Genomic DNA, 18,338 nt, shown 5'->3' on the forward strand with positions numbered 1-18,338 from the left:
GTGACGCACCTTCGGGCCCGTTCGGGGTGGATCCGCGACGGTCAGGCCGCGTTGACCCGGATGTCGCTGCTGTCGTTGAAGATCCAGTAGTACCAGAGGGAGGCGGTCTCCCTGGTGATGTACCAGAGCTGGGTACGGCGCTCTATGACGGCGGGGCCGGAGCGAGCGGGCGAGGTGCCCGCCTCGATGCCGTGGTCGGCCGCCATCACCTTGGAGCGCAGGCTGTGCCAGGGATCGGAGACGAGGATGGCCGTCTCCCAGTGGTTGGCCTCGAAGACCTCCGAGACCGCTTGGAAGCTCTGGAGGGTGTCGCGTCCCTCCTCAACCGCGATGACGTGGTCGGCGGGGATACCGACCTCGATCAGCCAGTTACGGCCGGCCGCGGCCTCGGTGTAGGCGTCGTCGGGCTGTTTTCCGCCGACGGTGACGATCATCGGCGCCACGCCCTCCTGGTAGAGGACCTGGGCCTGCCGCAGACGTGCCTCGAAGACGGGCGAGGGCACTCCGTTGTACTGGCTGGCGCCGAGCACGACGATGGCGTCGGAGACCTCCCGGTCGTCCTGGCGCGCGGTGTACCAGACCCAGCCCCACGTCGCCGGGGGCAGCGCCACGAGGAGGAGCAGGACCACGGCGATGATCCGACGGAGCCGGAAGCGGCGCCGTTTGCGTCGTTTGGGGCGATGGGGCGGTCGGTCGTCGCCCGAAGAGCGGCCACCGCGTCCCGGACCGCCTCCGGAGCCGCCGAAGTCGTCGAAGTCCCCACGACGGGGGTCGTCCTCGGGGTCCTCTCCGGGCACGGGCGGGCCCGGCTCGAAGGGTTCGGGTTCGAAGGGATCGGTCCGGTAGGTCTCGCGCGGCGCGGGTCCGCCCGCTCGGGAGCGCGATCCGGGGCGTTCGCGGACGAACCTGCGGGTGAACTCGGAGTCCGGATCGGGTTCCGGGGTCCGGACGTCCCGTTCGTCGGGGGCGTTCCATTCGGAGGTGTCGAACACGCGGGTGGTGTCGTCGGAGGTCTCCCGTGGGAAGGCGCCCGTGGTCTCGGGGACACGGGTGAAGTCCCGCGTCGTCTCGGACCCGGTGGGGGCGTCCGCGGGGCCGCCTCGGGAGAAGACCCGGGTGGCCTCGTCGTCGGCCGACACGGCACTGTGGTGGTCCCACGCCTCGTCACCACGACCGTCGCTCGCCGTTCGCACCGGCTCACCTCCGCACAGTTGATTCCGGGAACCCTGTTCCCCCTGGGATGTCCCCCGTCCGTCACAGGTTGTGGCCCTCCCCGACCGTCGCGGGGTGAAGTGTGAAGGGTGGTCCGTCCGGCCCTGGAGATCCGCCCGTGGGGGTGGGCGAAGGGCCGCTCTGGGGAAGGCTGTGGCGGCGACCGAGAATATATCACGAAAAGATCACGGCCTTGATTCCCTCCCCGCCACCGAGGGGGTTCCGATTGTAGTGTCCTCGACACCCGGAAACGCCCCCGTCGGCGCCCTTCCCGGGACACCGACGGGGATGTACGTCACTCGGGTTCAGCGGGGGAGGCCGGCGGCACGCCCCGCCTCCAACCGGGCCACCGGCACACGGAAGGGCGAGCAGGACACGTAGTCCAGACCGACCTTGTGGAAGAAGTGCACCGACGCGGGGTCCCCGCCGTGCTCACCGCACACGCCGAGCTTGATGTCGGGGCGCGCGGCCCGCCCCTCCTCCGCCGCGATACGGACCAGGCGGCCCACCCCGTCCACGTCCAGGGACTCGAAGGGGGAGACGCCGAACACACCCTTCTCCAGGTAGGCGGAGAAGAAGGAGGCCTCCACGTCGTCGCGGGAGAAGCCCCACACCGTCTGGGTGAGGTCGTTGGTACCGAAGGAGAAGAACTCGGCGTTCTCGGCGATCTGCCCGGCGGTGAGCGCCGCCCGGGGCAGCTCGATCATGGTGCCGACCGGGAGCTCCAGCTCCAGCCCGGCCTCCTCCCCCACCTCGCGCAGCACGCGCTGGGCGTCGTCCTTGATGATCTCCAGTTCCTGAACCGTTCCCACCAGCGGGATCATGATCTCGGGCCGGGGACGTCCGCCGGCGCGGATACGGTCGACCGCCGCCTCGGCGATGGCGCGGACCTGCATGGTGAACAGACCGGGGACGACCAGTCCCAGTCGGACACCGCGCAGCCCCAGCATGGGGTTCTGTTCGTGCAGGCGGTGCACCGCCTGAAGGACCCGGAGGTCGTTCTCATGGTCCTCCCCACGGGCCTCGGCCACGGCCACGCGCACCGACAGCTCGGTGATGTCGGGCAGGAACTCGTGCAGGGGCGGGTCGAGCAGACGGACGGTGACGGGGAGGCCGTCCATGGCCTCCAGGATGCCGCCGAAGTCCTCCCGTTGCAGGGGCAGCAGGGCGCTCAGCGACTCCCGCTGCTCCTCCGGTGTGTCGGCGAGGATCAGCCGCTCGACCAGGGGGCGACGGTCGCCGAGGAACATGTGCTCGGTCCTGCACAGGCCGATGCCCTGGGCCCCCATCCGGCGGGCGCGCGCGGCGTCCTCGGGGGTGTCGGCGTTGGCCCGTACGTACATGCGGCGGGCCGCGTCGACGTAGTGCATCATCCGGTCGACGGAGCGCACGAGGTCGTCGGCCTGGTCGGAGGCGGGATCGATCTCGCCCTCGAAGTAGCGGACCACCGGGGAGTCGACGACCGGCACCTCCCCCAGGTAGACCAGTCCACTGGTCCCGTCGATGGAGATGACGTCGCCCTCCTCGACGACCTCCCCGCCGGGCGCCGTCATACGCCGGTTCTTGGTGTCGATGTCGAGTTCCTCCGCGCCGCACACACAGGTCTTGCCCATGCCCCGGGCGACGACGGCCGCGTGCGAGGTCTTGCCGCCCCGGCTGGTGAGGATCCCCTCCGCGGCGATCATGCCCTCCAGGTCGTCGGGGTTGGTCTCCCGGCGGCAGAGGATGACGCGTTCCCCGCTTCGGGACCACTTGACGGCGGTGTAGGAGTCGAAGACGGCCTTGCCCACGGCGGCCCCCGGCGAGGCGTTCATGCCCCGGCCCAGCGGGTGGACGTCGTCTCCGGACGTGGCCTCCTCGTCGAAGCGGGGGAACATCAGTTGGGCGAGCTGGTCGCCGGTGACGCGCTGGACCGCCTCGTCGAGGGTGATCATGCCCTGTTCGACGAGCTGGTCGGCGATGCGGAAGGCCGCCGCGGCCGTGCGCTTGCCCACGCGGGTCTGGAGCATCCACAGCTTGCCGCGCTCGATGGTGAACTCGATGTCGCAGAGGTCGCGGTAGTGGTTCTCCAGCGTGGTCATGATGCCCATGAGCTCTTCGTGGCTGTGGGCGTCGATGCGCTCCAGGTCGGTGAGGGGGACGGTGTTGCGCACACCCGCCACGACGTCCTCGCCCTGGGCGTTCTGGAGGTAGTCGCCGTAGACGCCGGTGCGCCCGGTGGCCGGGTCGCGGGTGAAGGCGACCCCGGTGCCGGAGTCCATGCCGAGGTTGCCGAAGACCATGGAGCAGATGTTGACGGCGGTGCCGAGGTCGGCGGGGATGCGTTCCTGGCGCCGGTAGAGCGCGGCGCGGGGGGCGTTCCAGGACTCGAAGACCGCCCTGACGGCGCGGATCATCTGTTCGCGGGGGTCGGTCGGGAAGGGGCCACCGGTCCGGTCGGCGACGATCTCCTTGAAGCGGTCGACGAGACGGCGGAGGTCGTCGGTGTCGAGGTGGAGGTCGTCGGTGACGCCCTTGGCCTTCTTGGCCTCCTCGATCGCCTCTTCGAAGAGGTCGCCGTCGATGTCCTGGACCGTCTTGCCGAACATCTGGATGAGGCGGCGGTAGGAGTCCCAGGCGAAGCGCTCGTCACCGCTCCGTTCGGCCAGGCCGAGGACGGACTCGTCGTTGAGACCGATGTTGAGGACGGTCTCCATCATGCCCGGCATGGAGAACCTGGCCCCCGAACGCACGCTCACCAGGAGTGGGTCGTCGGGGCGGCCCAGTCCGCGCCCCATCTCCTTCTCCAGACGCACGAGGTGGGTCTCGATCTGTTCGTCCAGGCCGTCGGGCATGCTGCCGTGGTCGAGGTAGTGCCGGCACGCCTCGGTGGTGATGGTGAAGCCGGGGGGAACCGGGAGGCCGAGGTTGGTCATCTCGGCGAGGTTGGCGCCCTTGCCACCGAGAAGATCCTTCATGTCCTTGTTGCCCTCGGCGAACGTGTAGACGTACTTGGCCACGGGGGTACTCCCTCGCTCTCTCGGTGACCCGGTGTTCGGGTCAACCCCTGAATCTGGCCGCGACTCTATCCACACTCGACAAGAGCACCCCTCCACGAACCGCCCTTTTACCGCATAGCTGCTGTTCAGGGCTATTAGAGAGGTCTATACCAATGGTTCAGAAAGAGAGGCCGTCGCCCCACCCCACTTCGAGCGACCACCACCACACCCTTGGACGAAACCCCTGTTCAGGGCACCGGCCTTCGCCCTCATACGAAACAGGCACACCGTCGCCCGCACATCGGAGCCGGGAGACCAATACCCGCGCCGACCACCCCCGAGGCCGTGGACTGTGCCGGGCGACACAGCATTACCAGAAAGTAACCTACGCTTCCGTAAGTTAGGCTGGGCGACGGACCCGCCGAGGGGCGGGCCCGTGAGGACCTGAGAGGTGCGCGCGGTGTCGGAGGAGCAGAGGACCGGGGCTTCCGGAAGCGGAACGGACGAACGGGTCGCCCCCGAGGCGACCGGTCGGACCGAGCACGGGAACCCCTCGATACCCGAACGGGCCGCGGCCACCGCCGGCGACCTGCTGGAGGCGGTCAAACCCCGTCTGCGCGGATGGCTGCATCTGGGCACCGCCCCGCTCGCCCTGGCCGCGGGCATCGTCCTGGTGGCGCTCTCCCCCACGATCCCCGCCATGGTCGCCGGCGCCGTCTACGCGCTCAGCTCGGTGCTGCTGTTCAGCACCTCGGCCATCTACCACGTGGGGCGGTGGTCCCCCCGGGCCCAGCGGACCCTGCGCCGCATGGACCACTCGAACATCTACCTGATCATCGCCGGGACCTACACGCCGTTCATCGTGCTGGTCCTGGAGGGGACCCTGCGTGTGGCCATGCTCTCCCTGGTCTGGGGCGGCGCGATCGCCGGGGTGGCCTTCAAACTCCTGTGGCTCAACGCCCCCCGCTGGCTCTCCACGTCCCTCTACCTGGCCATCGGCTGGGTGGCGGTCCTGTTCATCCCCGAACTGGTGAGCGGCACCCACCCGGCCACCTGGATCCTCATCCTCGTGGGGGGCGTGCTCTACAGCGTCGGCGCGGTGGTCTACGGCCTCAAGCGCCCCGACCCCGCGCCCCGATGGTTCGGGTTCCACGAGATCTTCCACTCCCTGACCATCGCGGCGTTCATCTGCCACTACATCGCCGTGTCCTTCGTGGTCTACACGGCGGGCTGACCCCGCGATCGAAGCAGGATCCGGACCGCCCTCGCCCGGAGGAACCGACGACCGCTTCCGGCCAGATCGTCACGATTGGCTTACACGACAGGACAAGAAGGACGAAACACCCTCGTATCCCCCACCCCCTACCGCTACGTTGAGGGAAGGTTCCCCCGGTCGTGTGCGGCCGAGGGTTCCAGGAGGCGACCGGAGACCACATCCCCCCGGGTCCGGTCGTCTCTGTCGTGTTCCGGACCTAGGTCGTGACCTCCTCCGCGTGCCCGGAACCCTCCTCCAACAGCACCCGGTCGATACCGGTGTAGACGTTCATCGAGGCGCCGCGCAGGAAACCCACCAGGGTCATGCCCGCCTCCTCCGCGAGTTCCACCGCCAACGACGAGGGCGCCGACACCGCCGCCAAGGTCGGGATCCCGGCCATCCAGGCCTTCTGCACCAGCTCGAACGAGGCACGACCGGAGACCATCAGCACACTCCCCCTCAGCGGGACGCGGCCCTGACGCAGAGCCCATCCGACCACCTTGTCGACCGCGTTGTGCCGTCCCACGTCCTCACAGACCGCCAGCGTCTCCCCCTCGACGGTGAACAGCCCGGCCGCGTGCAGACCCCCCGTGCGGTCGAAGACCCGCTGGGCCCCGCGGAGCCGGTCGGGCAGCTCCATCAGGATCCGCGACCCGATCCCCACCCGGTCGTCGGCCACCGGCCACTGGGCCCGGGTGCGCACCGCGTCCAGGCTCGCCTTCCCGCACAGCCCGCACGAGGAGGTGGTGTAGAAGTTCCGTTCGAGCGAGGTGTCCGGAGGCGGAACGTGCTCGGCCAGGGACACGTCCAGGACGTTGTAGGTGTTGGAACCGTCCTCGGTCGCCCCCGCGCAGTAGCGGATCACCCTCAGGTCCTCCGCCCGGCGCACCACACCCTCGCCGAGCAGGAAACCGGCGGCCAGATCGAAGTCGTGCCCCGGCGTGCGCATCGTCACCGTGAGAGGCTTCCCGTTCACCCGGATCTCCAGGGGCTCCTCCACCACGAGGGTGTCCGCGCGCTCGTCGACGGAGCCGTTCCTGATCCGCAGGATCCTCCCGCGCGTCGTCGCACGTCCCATGACCTCACCGTGTCCCTCGCCCACCGGCATCGTCCGGTTCCCCGGCGTCACGTTACCGCCGAGGGAGGTACCGGGTACAGGACGGGCCCCGCCCGACCGTCGACGGTCGGGCGGGGCCCGGAAAGGGCGTGCTCCGGTCAGCAACCGGGCAGACGCTCCAGCAGGTACATCTCGACGCGGTCCAGGGACACGCGCTCCTGCGACATGGTGTCGCGCTCGCGCACGGTCACCGCGTCGTCCTCGAGGGTGTCGAAGTCCACCGTGACGCAGAACGGGGTACCGATCTCGTCCTGACGGCGGTAGCGACGGCCGATCGCGCCGGCGTCGTCGAACTCGACGTTCCAGCGCTTGCGCAGCCTCGCGGCCAGGTCACGGGCCTTGGGCGACAGATCGGCGTTGCGCGACAGCGGCAGGACGGCGGCCTTGACCGGGGACAGGCGCGGGTCCAGACGCATGACGGCGCGCTTCTCCAGCTTGCCCTTGGCGTTGGGCGCCTCGTCCACGTTGTAGGCGTCGAGCATGAACGTGAGCACCGCCCGGTCGACACCGGCCGCGGGCTCGATGACGTAGGGGATGTAGCGCTCGTTGTTCTCCTGGTCGAAGTAGGACAGGTCGACACCGGAGGCCTCGGAGTGGGTCCGCAGGTCGTAGTCGGTGCGGTTGGCGACGCCCTCCAGCTCGCCCCACTCACTGCCCTGGAAGTTGAACCGGTACTCGATGTCCACGGTCCGCTTGGAGTAGTGGGACAGCTTGTCCGCCGGGTGCTCGTACAGGCGCAGGTTGTCCTTGGCGATGCCCAGGTCCAGGTACCACTGGTGACGGGCGTCGATCCAGTACTGGTGCCACTCCTCGTCGCTGCCCGGCTTGCAGAAGAACTCCATCTCCATCTGCTCGAACTCGCGGGTCCGGAAGATGAAGTTGCCCGGGGTGATCTCGTTACGGAACGACTTGCCGATCTGGCCGATGCCGAAGGGGACCTTGCGGCGGGCGCTCTGCTCGACGTTCTTGTAGTTGATGAAGATGCCCTGCGCCGTCTCCGGGCGCAGGTAGGCGAGGCCCTTCTCGTCCTGGACCGGGCCCAGGTAGGTGCGCAGAAGGCCGTTGAACATGCGCGGCTCGGTGAAGGAGGCCTTGGCGCCGCAGTTGGGGCAGGCGATGGCGGCCAGGCCCTCGGCGGGCTCGTGGCCGTGCTTCTCCTCGTAGGCCTCGATGAGGTGGTCCGCGCGGAAGCGCTTGTGGCAGGCCTGGCACTCGGTGAGCGGGTCCACGAACTCCTTGACGTGGCCGGAGGCCTCCCAGACCTCACGGGCCAGGATCACGCTGGAGTCGAGGCCGACGATGTCGTCGCGCTCCTGCACCATCGAACGCCACCACTGGCGCTTGACGTTGTTCTTCAGCTCCACGCCCAAGGGGCCGTAGTCCCAGGCGGCGCGCAGACCTCCGTAGATCTCGCTGGAGGGGTAGACCAGACCTCGGCGTTTGGCGAGGTTGACCAGTGCGTCCATTGCCTCTGACTTGGCGGCCATGGGTGACTCTCCATCCGGCTGGCGGTCGGTGGATCGCTGTTCGCGATACATCGTCGGGTGTGTTGGAACGCGGATCACGCGCGGAGCCACGGATGTGGCGCTCCGGGCGACCGCGTCACCCCAGGCTAGAGCAATCGGAGGGCTCTCGCGCACGTATTCGGTCACGCTCGGAGGCGGGCGACCCGCCTCCGAGACGGGTCTCAGCGGGACCGCTCTCCGTCGAGGATCTCGAAGGCGGTCGGCTCGTCGATGGCCCGGGACAGCAGGGGGACCGCGGTGATCTTGACGTCGAAGTTCGAGAGTGCGCGCCGGTAGTAGCCCGCGCCCTCCCATTCGGTGACGACCGTCCACAGCTCGGGGTCGTCGGCGGCGCGGCCGATACGGTGCCGCACGAATCCGGGTCGGGCGGCCAGCACCGCCACGGCGGCGTCGGCGTCGGTTCGAAAGGCCTCGCTGTCGGCCTCGGGCACGGAGTAACGGGTGATGACGATCACCGGACCATTGTGGCGCAGCCCATGGACGCCCCGGCCCCGGGGCGGGCGGGAGACCGGGTCTCCCGCCCGCTCCCCTACCTTCCTCGGCCCTCGCCGAAGACCCGGTCCACGACGCGGGCGGCGGCGTGACCGTCGTCGAGGGGACAGAACTGTTCGACGAACGCCCGATAGGAGTCCTCGCTGTTCCGGGCGACCTCGTCGATGTCGAGCAGGGAGGCGATGACGTCGTCGGAGCGGGTCAGGAGCGGGCCGGGCGCCGTCTCCTCGAAGTCGAAGTAGAACCCGCGCAGGTTGTCGCGGTAGCTCTCCAGGTCGTAGGTGAAGAAGAGCATGGGCCGGCCGGTGTTGGCGAAGTCGAACATCATCGACGAGTAGTCCGTGATGAGCACGTCGGTGATCAGGAACAGCTCCATGATCTCCGGGTACAGGGACACGTCGTAGACGAAGTCCTCTCCGACGATCGGCACGCTGTCCACCACGCGGGGGTGGCGGCGGACCAGCAGCACGTGGTCGTCGCCGAGCTTGTCGTACATCCGGCGCAGGTCCAGGTGCAGGTCGAGCTTGTGCTTGCCCCGCGTGTAGTACTTGTCGTCCCGCCAGGTGGGCGCGTACAGGACGACCTTCTTGCCCTCGGGCAGTCCGAGGACGCGCCGGGTGCGTTCGGCGATGCGTTCCCGGTCGGCGGAGAAGAAGATGTCGTTACGCGGGTAGCCGGTCTCCAGCACCTCGCCCTCGAAGCGGAAGGCACTGCGCAGGATCGGCGTGGCCCAGGGGCTGGGCGAGACCAGGTAGTCCCACTGGCGGGTCTCCCAGGCCAGCTTGTCGAAGTAGTCGCGCGACTTGCCGCGGATGTTCTCCACGTCGAAGCCGATGCGCTTGAGCATCGATCCGTGCCAGGTCTGTACGACCACCTGGTCGGGGTGACGGTGGAACCAGGCGGGCTGACGCGAGTTGGAGACCAGGTAGCGGCTGCGCGCGAGCTCCCTGTAGTACTCCTCGCCCTTGTGCCGGACCGGGGTGAGGTCCTCGGGCAGGTTGACCTGCCCGTCGGCGACCAGCCAGGACATCGGGTAGTCGGCCCAGCCCTCACGACGGCGCAGTTCGGCGTAGATGCTCTGAGGGCTGTCGGAGTACTGGCGGCCGGTGTAGGTGTCGAAGAGGATGCCCTCGGTGACGGGCTCGTTCCGCTGGGCCGGGTAGAAGGTCTCCCGCAGTCGACGCTGGGCGAAGGCACCGCGTTCCACGGGGCGCAGGTCGCTGCCGACCTGGATCACCGGGATGCCGCGGTTCTGGTAGGTGAGCGTGTAGGTGCGCTCGGGGCTCCGGGTCTCCAGGGGCAGATCCCCGAGGAGCGTGTCGGCGAACTCCACACCGACGTCGACGCTTCCGGCGCCGGTCTCCTCCTCCGGTGCGTCGTCCTCCTCGCCGACGCGACCCCACAGCTGGTAGGAGCCCGCGGGAAGGGAGAGCTCCCCGGACAGGGTGCGGATGCGGGAGGGATCGAAGCGGGTGGTGAATCGGTTCCCGGAACGCTCCAGGGAGAGTTCGTGCTCCTCGTCGCGGCCTCGGGCCTTGGCGACGATGCGCAGGTCGACCCCGCTGGGGAACTCGCCGCCCAGGATGAGGACGCGTTCGTCCCATTCGGCGCGGTCCACCACGGGCCTGGCCCGGCCCGCGCGGAGCTTGAGGTGTCCGGTGGCCGTGCGCAGCACGACCAGTTCCTGCTGGGCGCCGTCGGAGTTGTAGGGGGTGGTGGGCACCTCGTCGGGCAGGACGAGGGGTACCCCGACCTGGGCGTCGGTGACCAGTTCGGCGTCCCATTCCTCCTGACGGATCACCCCGCCGCACTCGCTGAGGCCTCGGGCGAACAGTTCCTCGGCGCGGACGCTCGCGCTGAAGCGACCGCCCTCGATCCGGACCGGATAGGTGAGCCGGGCGGTACCGGGACGCCGGACCAACCGCAGGGCGGTGGCGTCGGCGGCGGGCGCGGACAGCAGCTCGCCCTCCAGATGGAGTTCGGCGGTGCGGGCGTCGAAACGGTGCTCGACGACACGGGCGCGCGCGGGCTCGACCGCGATGACCAGGTGACGCTCGCGGTTCCAGTGGGGTCGGATCCACATGTCACCGCCGACCTCGTGGTATCCGGGGCGTTCGGGCTGGCCGGAGACGGGGTTGGCGATGATGCGGCGTCGGGTCAGGCCGCGGTTGAACACGACCAGTTCGATCTTCCACTCGCCGGGTTCCCACTCCCTGGCGGAGCGCAGTCGACGCGGGTCCAGGATCGCGGTGAAGCCGCCGTAGTCGTGCCGGGCGGCGTCGGGCAGGTCCGGCAGGCGGTACTCGGCGGCCAGCCGGACCTGCACCGGAACACGGATCCGGCGCTTGGTGGAGGTGTTGATCGCGAAGGCGACGATGTGCTGGTGCCAACGTTTGTGGGCCCGCAGGTGGCGGATGCCGACGCGGCCCTTGATGTGCAGCCGCCCGTCCTCCCAGTAGAGGGCCTCGGTCTTCTGCCGGACCTTGATCTCGTCGTCGAGGCGGTAGATCTCGCGGGGGACCGCCTTGGCGGGGTCCTCGGCGTCGAAGAAGGGGTACCGGATGTAGTAGCCCAGCCCCTGTCGGACGGCGGGCGCCTTCTTGATCTCGACGCTCTTGGCGAAGGTGGCGACCTCCAGCAGGTCGGCCTGTCGCCGCTTGCGCACCAGGTGGTAGAGGAGACGGTCCAGGACGGGCAGGCCCCGCAACAGGGTGTCCGGCACGTGGTCGATGTAGGCGTTGAGCAGGTCCATGACGACCTCGCGGACCGGTTCCTCGGCGTCGTCCAGACGCAGGAGGAGACGGTGGAGCTCGCCGTGGAGGAGGTTGCGGTCCCACAGTTCACGGTCGGTGCCGGGAAGTTCGAGGGCGATCTCGCGCATCGCGGTGAGCCGCCGGGTGAGGGAGGCCTCGTCGAGGGAAAGACGATCGCCGGTCCGTTCGCGCATGAGCAGTACCGGGGCCGGGAGCACGTCCACGGCGTCGGCCCTCAGGGTCAGTCTCCGAACGGCGAGGTCGGCGTCTTCGGGGGCGAGGGCCGAGGTGTCGTGGGCGAGCCAGAACTCCCGCCGCCATAGACGGTTGCCCAGGGTCGCGTCCGAGATCAGGCCGGGGACGTTCCGGGGGTCCTCGGCCAGACGCCGGCGGCCGCACAGTCGCCGGTGCGCCTTGGAGGGGGAGGCGCCCAGCTCGTTGAACCGGTGGACGTTGCCGATGACCAGGTCCGAACGGGTGTCGGCGGCGCTGTGGGCCAGGTGCGCGAGGGCGTAGCCGGTCAGGGCGTCGGCGCCGGAGAGGAAGAGCAGGTGGTCGCCGCTCGCCACCTCCGCCCCGCGGGTGCGGGCCGCGGGGTGGTGAGGGGCGGGGTCCTCGTCCAGCAGGGTGACGCGCAGGCCGGTCGGGGGCGCCGCGGCGAAGGCGCGCGCCGTGGCCAGTCCGTCCTCGCGCGCGGAGTCGACGGCCTCGTCCCCCTGGTCGTTCTCCTCCGGACGCTGCTCGTCGGTCTCGGCCGTCTCGTCGTCTCCGCCGGTGTCCGGTTCGGTGTTCTCCCCTTCGGGATCCTCCGGGACGGTGGGCGCGGTCGAGGTGGCCTCGCCGACGGCGCGGACCGGTACGAGGAGCACCTCGATGTCCGGCACGTCCATGGGGCGCGTCGTGTCCTCGATCCGGCTCTCGTCACGTTGACGGGCCAGGGAGTCGAGGCAGTTCTGAAGGTGAGGCTCGGTGACGTCGAACGTCACGATGACTGTGGGTTCGGGCACGGAAGTTGACACTCTCCGGAGGGTTCGTCGCTGGACGAAGTACGGGCACCGTAGTGCGGAAGGTCCGCGCTGCTCAAACGGTCGATAACCGACTGTAGAAGGTACTCGACCCCCCGTACGCCCCGTGGTCCCGACCGGGGGCGGGGACCGCGCGGGTGCCCGGCTCGTCTGTACCCCGTCGTCGAGGCGGGTCGATCTGGACCGGGGGCCGCCCCGGGGTCTCGGCTCCCTCATAGAACCGTCACCATGGGATCGGTGATCCGAAGCCGACCGGGGGGAGCCGCACGCCTCGCGGTGGCGGCCGGTTCCTGCTTCACTGACATGGCGGACCGGAGGTCCCGGCAGACCGGCGCGTCATCGCTCGCTCGGCTGTCACGGACACCTGCGAATCTATCAGGGAAGCGACGAACGCGTGTCCCATGAGAGCGGGTGATCCGGACCCTTCCGGGGAATCGATCGTGGACGACGAGGAACGGGCGGCGATGGTCTCTCCCGAGCACGAGGACGAGCGGCGACGGACCGATCGGGGCGGTTCCCCGACCGAGGGGGACGGCACGTCCGGCTCCGGCTCGGGAGGGTTCCGTCGGGCGGTGGAGCGGCGCAGCGCCGTCCCTCTGGTGTGGCTGCGGCAGCGTCCGCGTTGGGCGGTCCCGCTGATCTTCGGGGCGCTGTTCATCGCGGGGTTGACGGCCCCGGGGGTGATCGGCGCCCTGTGCCTGACGCTGGTGGCCGTGTTCTTCCTGTGGCTGGCCTTCCTGACGTGGCCGACGCTGGACCGGGCACGGAAGGCCCCGCGTGTGCTGATGGTGGCGGTGGTGCTGCTCTTGGCCGTGGCGCGCGCGCTCGGCTACTGAGGAGGTCTCCGAGGAGGGGGCGTCCGGGCGATCCGATGAGTTTTGACAATCATTTTCACTTTCGTCATAATGTGTGAGTGTCAGCCCAGTTCGATGGGGCGAGGAGTACCTCTCCCGACGCCCCCGCCGCCTTCCAGATCATCGACGCCCACGCCGCCTACGACGGCGTTCCCGTCCTCGACGGCGTCGATGTCGAGATACCCGTGGGCCGGACCCTCGCGGTCCTGGGCCCCAACGGATCCGGGAAGTCGACCCTGATGCGGGCCATGCTCGGCATCGTCCCCCTCACCTCCGGTGAGATCCGCGTCCACGGGACCCCCTTGAAACGCTTCCGGGACTGGCGGCGCATCGGCTACGTGCCCCAGCGGCTGACCGCGGGCGGCGCGGTCCCGGCCACCGTCCGCGAGATCGTCGCCTCCGGCCAGGTCGCGCGCCGACGCCGTCTGTCCCTGCCCACCCGGGCCGACCGGGTGGCGGTCGACGAGGCCCTGGCCGCGGTCGACCTGGGCGACCGGGCCGGCGACTCCGTCCGTGAGCTCTCCGGCGGCCAGCAGCAACGGGTGCTCATCGCCCGAGCGCTGGCGGGACGCCCCGACACCTTCGTCATGGACGAGCCGATGGCGGGGGTGGACGCCGACAATCAGCGCGCGTTGGCCGAGGCCATCTCCCGACTGCGCGACCAGGGCAGCACCGTGGTCCTGGTCCTGCACGAACTGGGCCCGCTGGAGGAGGTCATCGACCGCGCCGTGGTGCTCGAACACGGCCGGGTGGTCCATGACGGGGCCCCGCCCAAGGCCACCGGCGCGTGCGCCCGGCCGGGCCACGAACACCAGCATCCCCATCCCGACCCCAACGATCCCGACGCCCACCCGGAGATCATCCCGACGCGAGGTGCCCGACCGTGATCGAACTGCTCCAGTACGAGTTCATGCGGCGTGCGCTGATCGCCGCGGTGCTGGTGGGTCTGGTCACCCCGGTGATCGGTACCTTCCTGGTCCAACGACGGCTGGCCCTGTTGGGCGACGGCATCGGCCACGTGGCGCTGACCGGGGTGGCCCTGGGGTTGCTCACCAGTACCTCCCCCGTGCTGACCGCCGCCGTCGTGGCGACCCTCGGAGCCGTCCTCATGGAGTTGGTGCGGGTCCGCACGCGCACCAGCGGCGACGTGGCGCTGGCCCTGCTGTTCTACGGGGGCATCGCGGGCGGTGTCCTGCTGATCGGTCTGACCCCCGGAGCCAGCAACGCCACCCTCACGTCGTTCCTCTTCGGCTCGGTGAGCACCGTCGGCGAACAGGACATCTGGATCGTGGGGGCGCTGGCCGTCGGGGTCCTGACGGTCCTGGCCGTGTTCGGTCGCGAACTGTTCGTCCTGTGTCAGGATGAGGAGGTGGCGCGGGCCCACGGGCTTCCGGTGCGTTTCCTCAGCATCCTGCTGGCGGTGACCGCCGCGTTGACCGTGGTGATCGCCATGCGCGTGGTGGGCGTGCTGATGGTGAGCGCTCTGATGATCGTCCCCGTCGCCGCGGCCCAGCAACTGAGTCGCAGCTTCCGGGTGACCGTCGGGCTGGCCGTGCTGATCGGCCTGCTGTCGTCACTGGGCGGGCTGACCACGGCCTTCTACTCGGACCTGGCTCCGGGTGCCACGATCGTGCTGCTGGCCCTGGCGGTCTACTGCGTGGCGGTCGTGGTCGGAGGCCTGCTGCGCAGGGCGACCGCGCGCCGAGGAGTCCCACCCCTGCCCCAGGGCACGGGAGGACCGACGGATACGATGCCCCAGACCGATCGGGGGAGGGTGACACCATGACCACACGACGTGAGGCGGTCCGCCGGGCGCTGACCGAGTCCTCCGGTTTCCGTAGCGCCCAGGACCTGTACGCGGATCTTCGGGCCGACGGCTCCAAGATCGGCCTGACCACCGTCTACCGGGCCCTCCAGGCCATGAGCGACTCGGGCGAGGTCGACGTCCTGCGCACCGACGAGGGCGAGGCCGTCTACCGGGCCTGCGACACCGAGGACCACCACCATCACCTGGTGTGCCGGGTGTGCTCCACCGCGGTGGAGATCGAGGGTCCCGCCGTGGAGCGCTGGGCCGCCGAGATCGGCGCCCAGCACGGCTTCACCGAGGTGACCCACACCGTGGAGGTCTTCGGGACCTGCGCCCGCTGCTCGGCCTGAGACGTCCACGAACGATAGAACGCTTCTCCCCGGGGCCCGCGCACACCATGTGCGCGGGCCCCGGGCGTGCATACGGTCTCCACCCAGAGGTTACTTACCGGTAACCCCCTCGTGTCACGGCCGGACCAGGCTGGAGCCCCGTGTACAGACGAACCGCGGCCGCGCTTCTGACAGCGCTGCTCATCACCCCGCTCCTGCCCACGACCCCGGCCGCCGCCTCCCCCGAGACGGAACGTCAGGCCCCCCGCGTCACCACCTACAACGCGTTCCTCATGCCCAAGGCCCTCTACCCGAACTGGGGCCAGGACATCCGCGCCGACCTGATCCCGGCCGACGGTGTCCTCGACGGCCAGGACGTGGTGGTCCTCCAGGAGCTCTTCGAGAACTCCAGCGCCGAGCGCCTGCGCGAGGGCCTCTCCGAGGACTACCCGTACTCGACCCCCGTCGTGGGCCGCTCCAAGACCGGCTGGGACGACACCACCGGCTTCCGTGGCGAGACCGTCACCAACGGCGGGGTGAGCGTGCACAGCGTCTGGCCGATCGTCCGCGCCGAGCAGCACATCTTCTCCCGCGCCTGCGGGGCCGACTGGTTCTCCAACAAGGGTTTCGCCTACGTCGAGCTCGACACCCCCGACGGCCCTCTGCACGTGGTGGGCACCCACATGCAGGCCGAGGACGGCGCCTGCCGAAGCGGCGAGGACCGGCGGATCCGGGCCGGGCAGCTGGACCAGATCGTGTCCGTCCTACGAGGGATCCCCGAGGACGAGCCGATCTACGTCGCGGGCGACCTGAACATCGTGGGCGGGACCGAGGAGTGGAACGACGCCCTCGACCGACTCGACGCGGTGGAGCCCACCCCCGTCGACGACACCATCTCCTGGGACCCCTCCACCAACTCCATCGCCGGCCACGACTACTCCGGCCACGAGCCCCAGCAACTGGACCACGTCCTGCCGATCCGCAACCAGGCCTCCCCCGAGACCTACCTCAACGAGACCCGGGCGGTGAAGAGCGAGCCGTGGACGGTCCGTTCCTGGGGCCGCGACTACACCTACGACGACTACTCGGACCACTACCCCGTGTTCGGCTCCGCCGCGCGCCCCTGAGATCCCCGTGCGCGGGCGAGCCCATGACCGTGTGGTCGCACACACGACGTCGGGCCCCGCCCCGGTCCCTCGAAAGGACACGGAGCGGGGCCCGACGGCCGTCTCGCGAACGTGGGCTCAGTCGCCCGGACGATACCGCTCGCAGCGCTGGAGCTCCGGACGCTTGGGGCTCACCCCGTCACCGGAGGAACGACCGGTCAACCGACGGCCGATCCACGGCACCAGGAACTCACGGGCCCAGTGCAGGTCCTCCTGCCGGGCGCTGCGCCAACCCCGAGGCTCCGGCGGCGGCCAGGGGCGGTTCCAGTCGTCGTCGACCGGCAGACCCAGGACCTCGCACACACGCAGGGCCAGCCGACGGTGCCCCTCCGAGGACAGGTGCAGCCGGTCCCAGTTCCAGGCCCGGTGATCGTCGAAGATCCGCATGCTCCACACGTCGACGACATCGCAGCCGTACCGGTCGGCGACCGAACGCATGTGCATGTTGTACGTGGCGATCTTGCCGCGCAGGTGGCGCATCACCGGCTGCCAGTTGGTGTCGAAGCCGGTGAAGATGACCACGCGGGCGCCGGTCGAACGGAGCTCGGCGATCATCGACTCGAAGATCTCGACGACCTTGTCCGGATCGCTGCCGGGGCGGATGATGTCGTTGCCGCCCGCGCAGAGCGTGATCAGGTCGGGGGACATCTCGACCGCGCGCGGCACCTGCTCGTCACGGATCTGGGCGATGAGACGCCCCCGGACGGCGAGGTTGGCGTAACGCACCTCGGACACGTGGTCGGCGAGGTGTTCGGCCACGCGATCGGCCCAACCGCGATAACGACCGTTGGGGACGCTGTCGCTGTCCGGGTAGGGGTCGCTCATACCCTCGGTGAAACTGTCTCCGAGGGCGACGTAGGACAGGATGTCCTTGTTCTCGAGGTCACCGGAGCTTCCGGTCGGCACACCGCTCATAGTCCTCGATGATGCAACCCGACCCCCGGGTTACGCGACAGTAGGTTCCTGGTTCGTCACGTTTTGGGGTGGAGCTCACACCACGAACGGTACGGCGGGGGCCGCGTGGAGCGACCCCCGTCCCTCAGCCGAGCGGACCGTCTCCCTCTCCCCCGAACGGCGTGAGCTCGGGCCGCTTGGCGGTCACCGTGTCACCGGAGGAACGTCCGGTCAGCCTGCGCCCGATCCACGGCCCCAGGGAGTCCTTCACCCAGCGCAGGTCCTCACGGCGCGCGTCGGTCCAGCCGACCGTCTCCGCCGTCGGCCAGGGCTCGTCCCAGCGCTCCTCGGTGGGCACACCCAGCACCTCGGCCACCCTCAGCGCCAGCCGACGGTGCCCCTCCGGGGACATGTGCAGCCGATCGTCGTCCCACGCGCGCGGGTCGGTGAGCACGTCCATGGACCACTGGTCGACCAGAAGGCAGTCGTGGGCGTCGGCGATCGCGCGCACGTTCATGTAGTAGCGGGCGAACAGCCCGATGGCACCGCGCATATAGCCGGTGGAGACGTTCACCCCGGTGAAGAGGACGACCCGGGCGCCGCCGGCCCGCAGCCGGGACACGGTGTGCTCCAGCACGCGTGCCAGACGTTCGGGGTCTCCCCCGGGACGCAGCAGGTCGTTGCCCCCGGCGCACAGGGTGACCAGGTCGGGGGACATCTCCAGCGCCGGCGGGAGCTGGTCGGTGACGATCTGCCGGATGAGCTTGCCGCGCACGGCCAGGTTGGCGTAGCGGATCCCGCCCACGTGGTCGGCCAGATGCCCGGCCACCCGGTCGGCCCAGCCCCGGAAGACCCCGGAGCCGTCCGGATAGGGGTCGCCCACACCCTCGGTGAAGCTGTCCCCCACCGCGACGAACGACATCCCCCGCC

At 69.7% G+C, this 18,338-nt stretch carries 14 protein-coding genes; 6 read left to right on the forward strand and 8 right to left on the reverse strand.

From position 1 onward, the window contains the following. Positions 1 to 41: 41 nt before the first annotated feature. Complete coding sequence (locus TR33_RS02420; protein WP_042281111.1) at positions 42 to 1,193, reverse strand: YdcF family protein; 1,152 nt, start codon at positions 1,191 to 1,193, stop codon at positions 42 to 44. A gap of 324 nt (positions 1,194 to 1,517) precedes the next feature. Continuing rightward, positions 1,518 to 4,211, reverse strand: coding sequence for a pyruvate, phosphate dikinase (ppdK, locus tag TR33_RS02425; RefSeq protein ID WP_017534167.1), 2,694 nt, complete (start codon positions 4,209 to 4,211; stop codon positions 1,518 to 1,520). A gap of 430 nt (positions 4,212 to 4,641) precedes the next feature. Here ppdK and trhA point away from each other — a divergent pair, with 430 nt between their 5' ends. Beyond that, entirely contained in the window at positions 4,642 to 5,424 is a 783-nt protein-coding gene (trhA, locus tag TR33_RS02430) for a PAQR family membrane homeostasis protein TrhA (protein WP_014908203.1), read from the forward strand. Positions 5,425 to 5,662: 238 nt separating this feature from the next. Here the strand turns inward: trhA and fdhD are convergent, their stop codons facing one another. From fdhD to TR33_RS02450, 4 genes are all read right to left on the reverse strand, one after another. Further along, positions 5,663 to 6,523, reverse strand: coding sequence for a formate dehydrogenase accessory sulfurtransferase FdhD (gene fdhD / locus TR33_RS02435; RefSeq protein ID WP_026124935.1), 861 nt, complete (start codon positions 6,521 to 6,523; stop codon positions 5,663 to 5,665). Positions 6,524 to 6,660: 137 nt separating this feature from the next. Then, the gene (locus TR33_RS02440) at positions 6,661 to 8,049 is read right to left on the reverse strand and encodes a glycine--tRNA ligase (RefSeq protein WP_014912415.1); all 1,389 of its coding nucleotides are present in this window, start codon (positions 8,047 to 8,049) and stop codon (positions 6,661 to 6,663) included. A 200-nt stretch (positions 8,050 to 8,249) separates the two neighbouring features. Continuing rightward, positions 8,250 to 8,543 carry an antibiotic biosynthesis monooxygenase gene (locus tag TR33_RS02445; RefSeq protein ID WP_014908442.1) on the reverse strand — a complete coding sequence of 98 codons (294 nt, stop codon included), beginning with the start codon at positions 8,541 to 8,543 and terminating at the stop codon, positions 8,250 to 8,252. 74 nt (positions 8,544 to 8,617) lie between these two features. Then, on the reverse strand, positions 8,618 to 12,340 hold the full coding sequence (locus tag TR33_RS02450) for a CDP-glycerol glycerophosphotransferase family protein (RefSeq protein WP_042281114.1): 3,723 nt from the start codon (positions 12,338 to 12,340) through the stop codon (positions 8,618 to 8,620). Between the two features lie 419 nt (positions 12,341 to 12,759). Here TR33_RS02450 and TR33_RS02455 point away from each other — a divergent pair, with 419 nt between their 5' ends. From TR33_RS02455 to sph, 5 genes are all read left to right on the forward strand, one after another. Further along, entirely contained in the window at positions 12,760 to 13,194 is a 435-nt protein-coding gene (locus tag TR33_RS02455) for a DUF6703 family protein (RefSeq protein ID WP_014913195.1), read from the forward strand. Between the two features lie 77 nt (positions 13,195 to 13,271). Beyond that, positions 13,272 to 14,099: a metal ABC transporter ATP-binding protein gene (locus TR33_RS02460; RefSeq protein WP_017534171.1), complete on the forward strand. Its 828-nt coding sequence runs from the start codon at positions 13,272 to 13,274 to the stop codon at positions 14,097 to 14,099. Beyond that, positions 14,096 to 14,998, forward strand: a complete 903-nt coding sequence (locus TR33_RS02465) for a metal ABC transporter permease (RefSeq protein ID WP_014912274.1) — start codon at positions 14,096 to 14,098, stop codon at positions 14,996 to 14,998. The genes TR33_RS02460 and TR33_RS02465 overlap by 4 nt, the downstream gene beginning before the upstream one ends. Further along, positions 14,995 to 15,369 (forward strand): Fur family transcriptional regulator, encoded by a 375-nt coding sequence (locus TR33_RS02470; RefSeq protein ID WP_017534172.1) that lies wholly within the window; start codon positions 14,995 to 14,997, stop codon positions 15,367 to 15,369. The genes TR33_RS02465 and TR33_RS02470 overlap by 4 nt, the downstream gene beginning before the upstream one ends. 140 nt (positions 15,370 to 15,509) lie before the next feature. Further along, a complete protein-coding gene (gene sph / locus TR33_RS02475; RefSeq protein WP_084570179.1) occupies positions 15,510 to 16,475 on the forward strand; it encodes a sphingomyelin phosphodiesterase in 966 nt (321 codons plus the stop codon). A 117-nt stretch (positions 16,476 to 16,592) separates the two neighbouring features. Here sph and TR33_RS02480 read toward each other — a convergent pair whose 3' ends face one another. Together TR33_RS02480 and TR33_RS02485 are read right to left on the reverse strand one after the other, a co-directional pair. Continuing rightward, positions 16,593 to 17,429, reverse strand: a complete 837-nt coding sequence (locus tag TR33_RS02480) for an SGNH/GDSL hydrolase family protein (protein WP_042281115.1) — start codon at positions 17,427 to 17,429, stop codon at positions 16,593 to 16,595. A gap of 124 nt (positions 17,430 to 17,553) precedes the next feature. Then, positions 17,554 to 18,330: an SGNH/GDSL hydrolase family protein gene (locus TR33_RS02485; protein ID WP_014908463.1), complete on the reverse strand. Its 777-nt coding sequence runs from the start codon at positions 18,328 to 18,330 to the stop codon at positions 17,554 to 17,556. Positions 18,331 to 18,338 lie beyond the last annotated feature (8 nt).

Origin of the sequence: Nocardiopsis alba (assembly GCF_000710955.1) — a bacterium.
GTDB classification, from domain to species: Bacteria; Actinomycetota; Actinomycetes; order Streptosporangiales; family Streptosporangiaceae; genus Nocardiopsis; species Nocardiopsis alba.

Bases quoted from the DNA above. Each gene is read 5' to 3' on its own strand.
- fdhD (WP_026124935.1), bottom strand. From the start codon at position 6,523: ATGGGACGTGCGACGACGCGCGGGAGGATCCTGCGGATCAGGAACGGC.
- TR33_RS02440 (WP_014912415.1), bottom strand. From the start codon at position 8,049: ATGGCCGCCAAGTCAGAGGCAATGGACGCACTGGTCAACCTCGCCAAA.
- TR33_RS02455 (WP_014913195.1), top strand. From the start codon at position 12,760: ATGAGAGCGGGTGATCCGGACCCTTCCGGGGAATCGATCGTGGACGAC.
- TR33_RS02470 (WP_017534172.1), top strand. From the start codon at position 14,995: ATGACCACACGACGTGAGGCGGTCCGCCGGGCGCTGACCGAGTCCTCC.
- TR33_RS02480 (WP_042281115.1), bottom strand. From the start codon at position 17,429: ATGAGCGGTGTGCCGACCGGAAGCTCCGGTGACCTCGAGAACAAGGAC.
- TR33_RS02485 (WP_014908463.1), bottom strand. From the start codon at position 18,330: ATGTCGTTCGTCGCGGTGGGGGACAGCTTCACCGAGGGTGTGGGCGAC.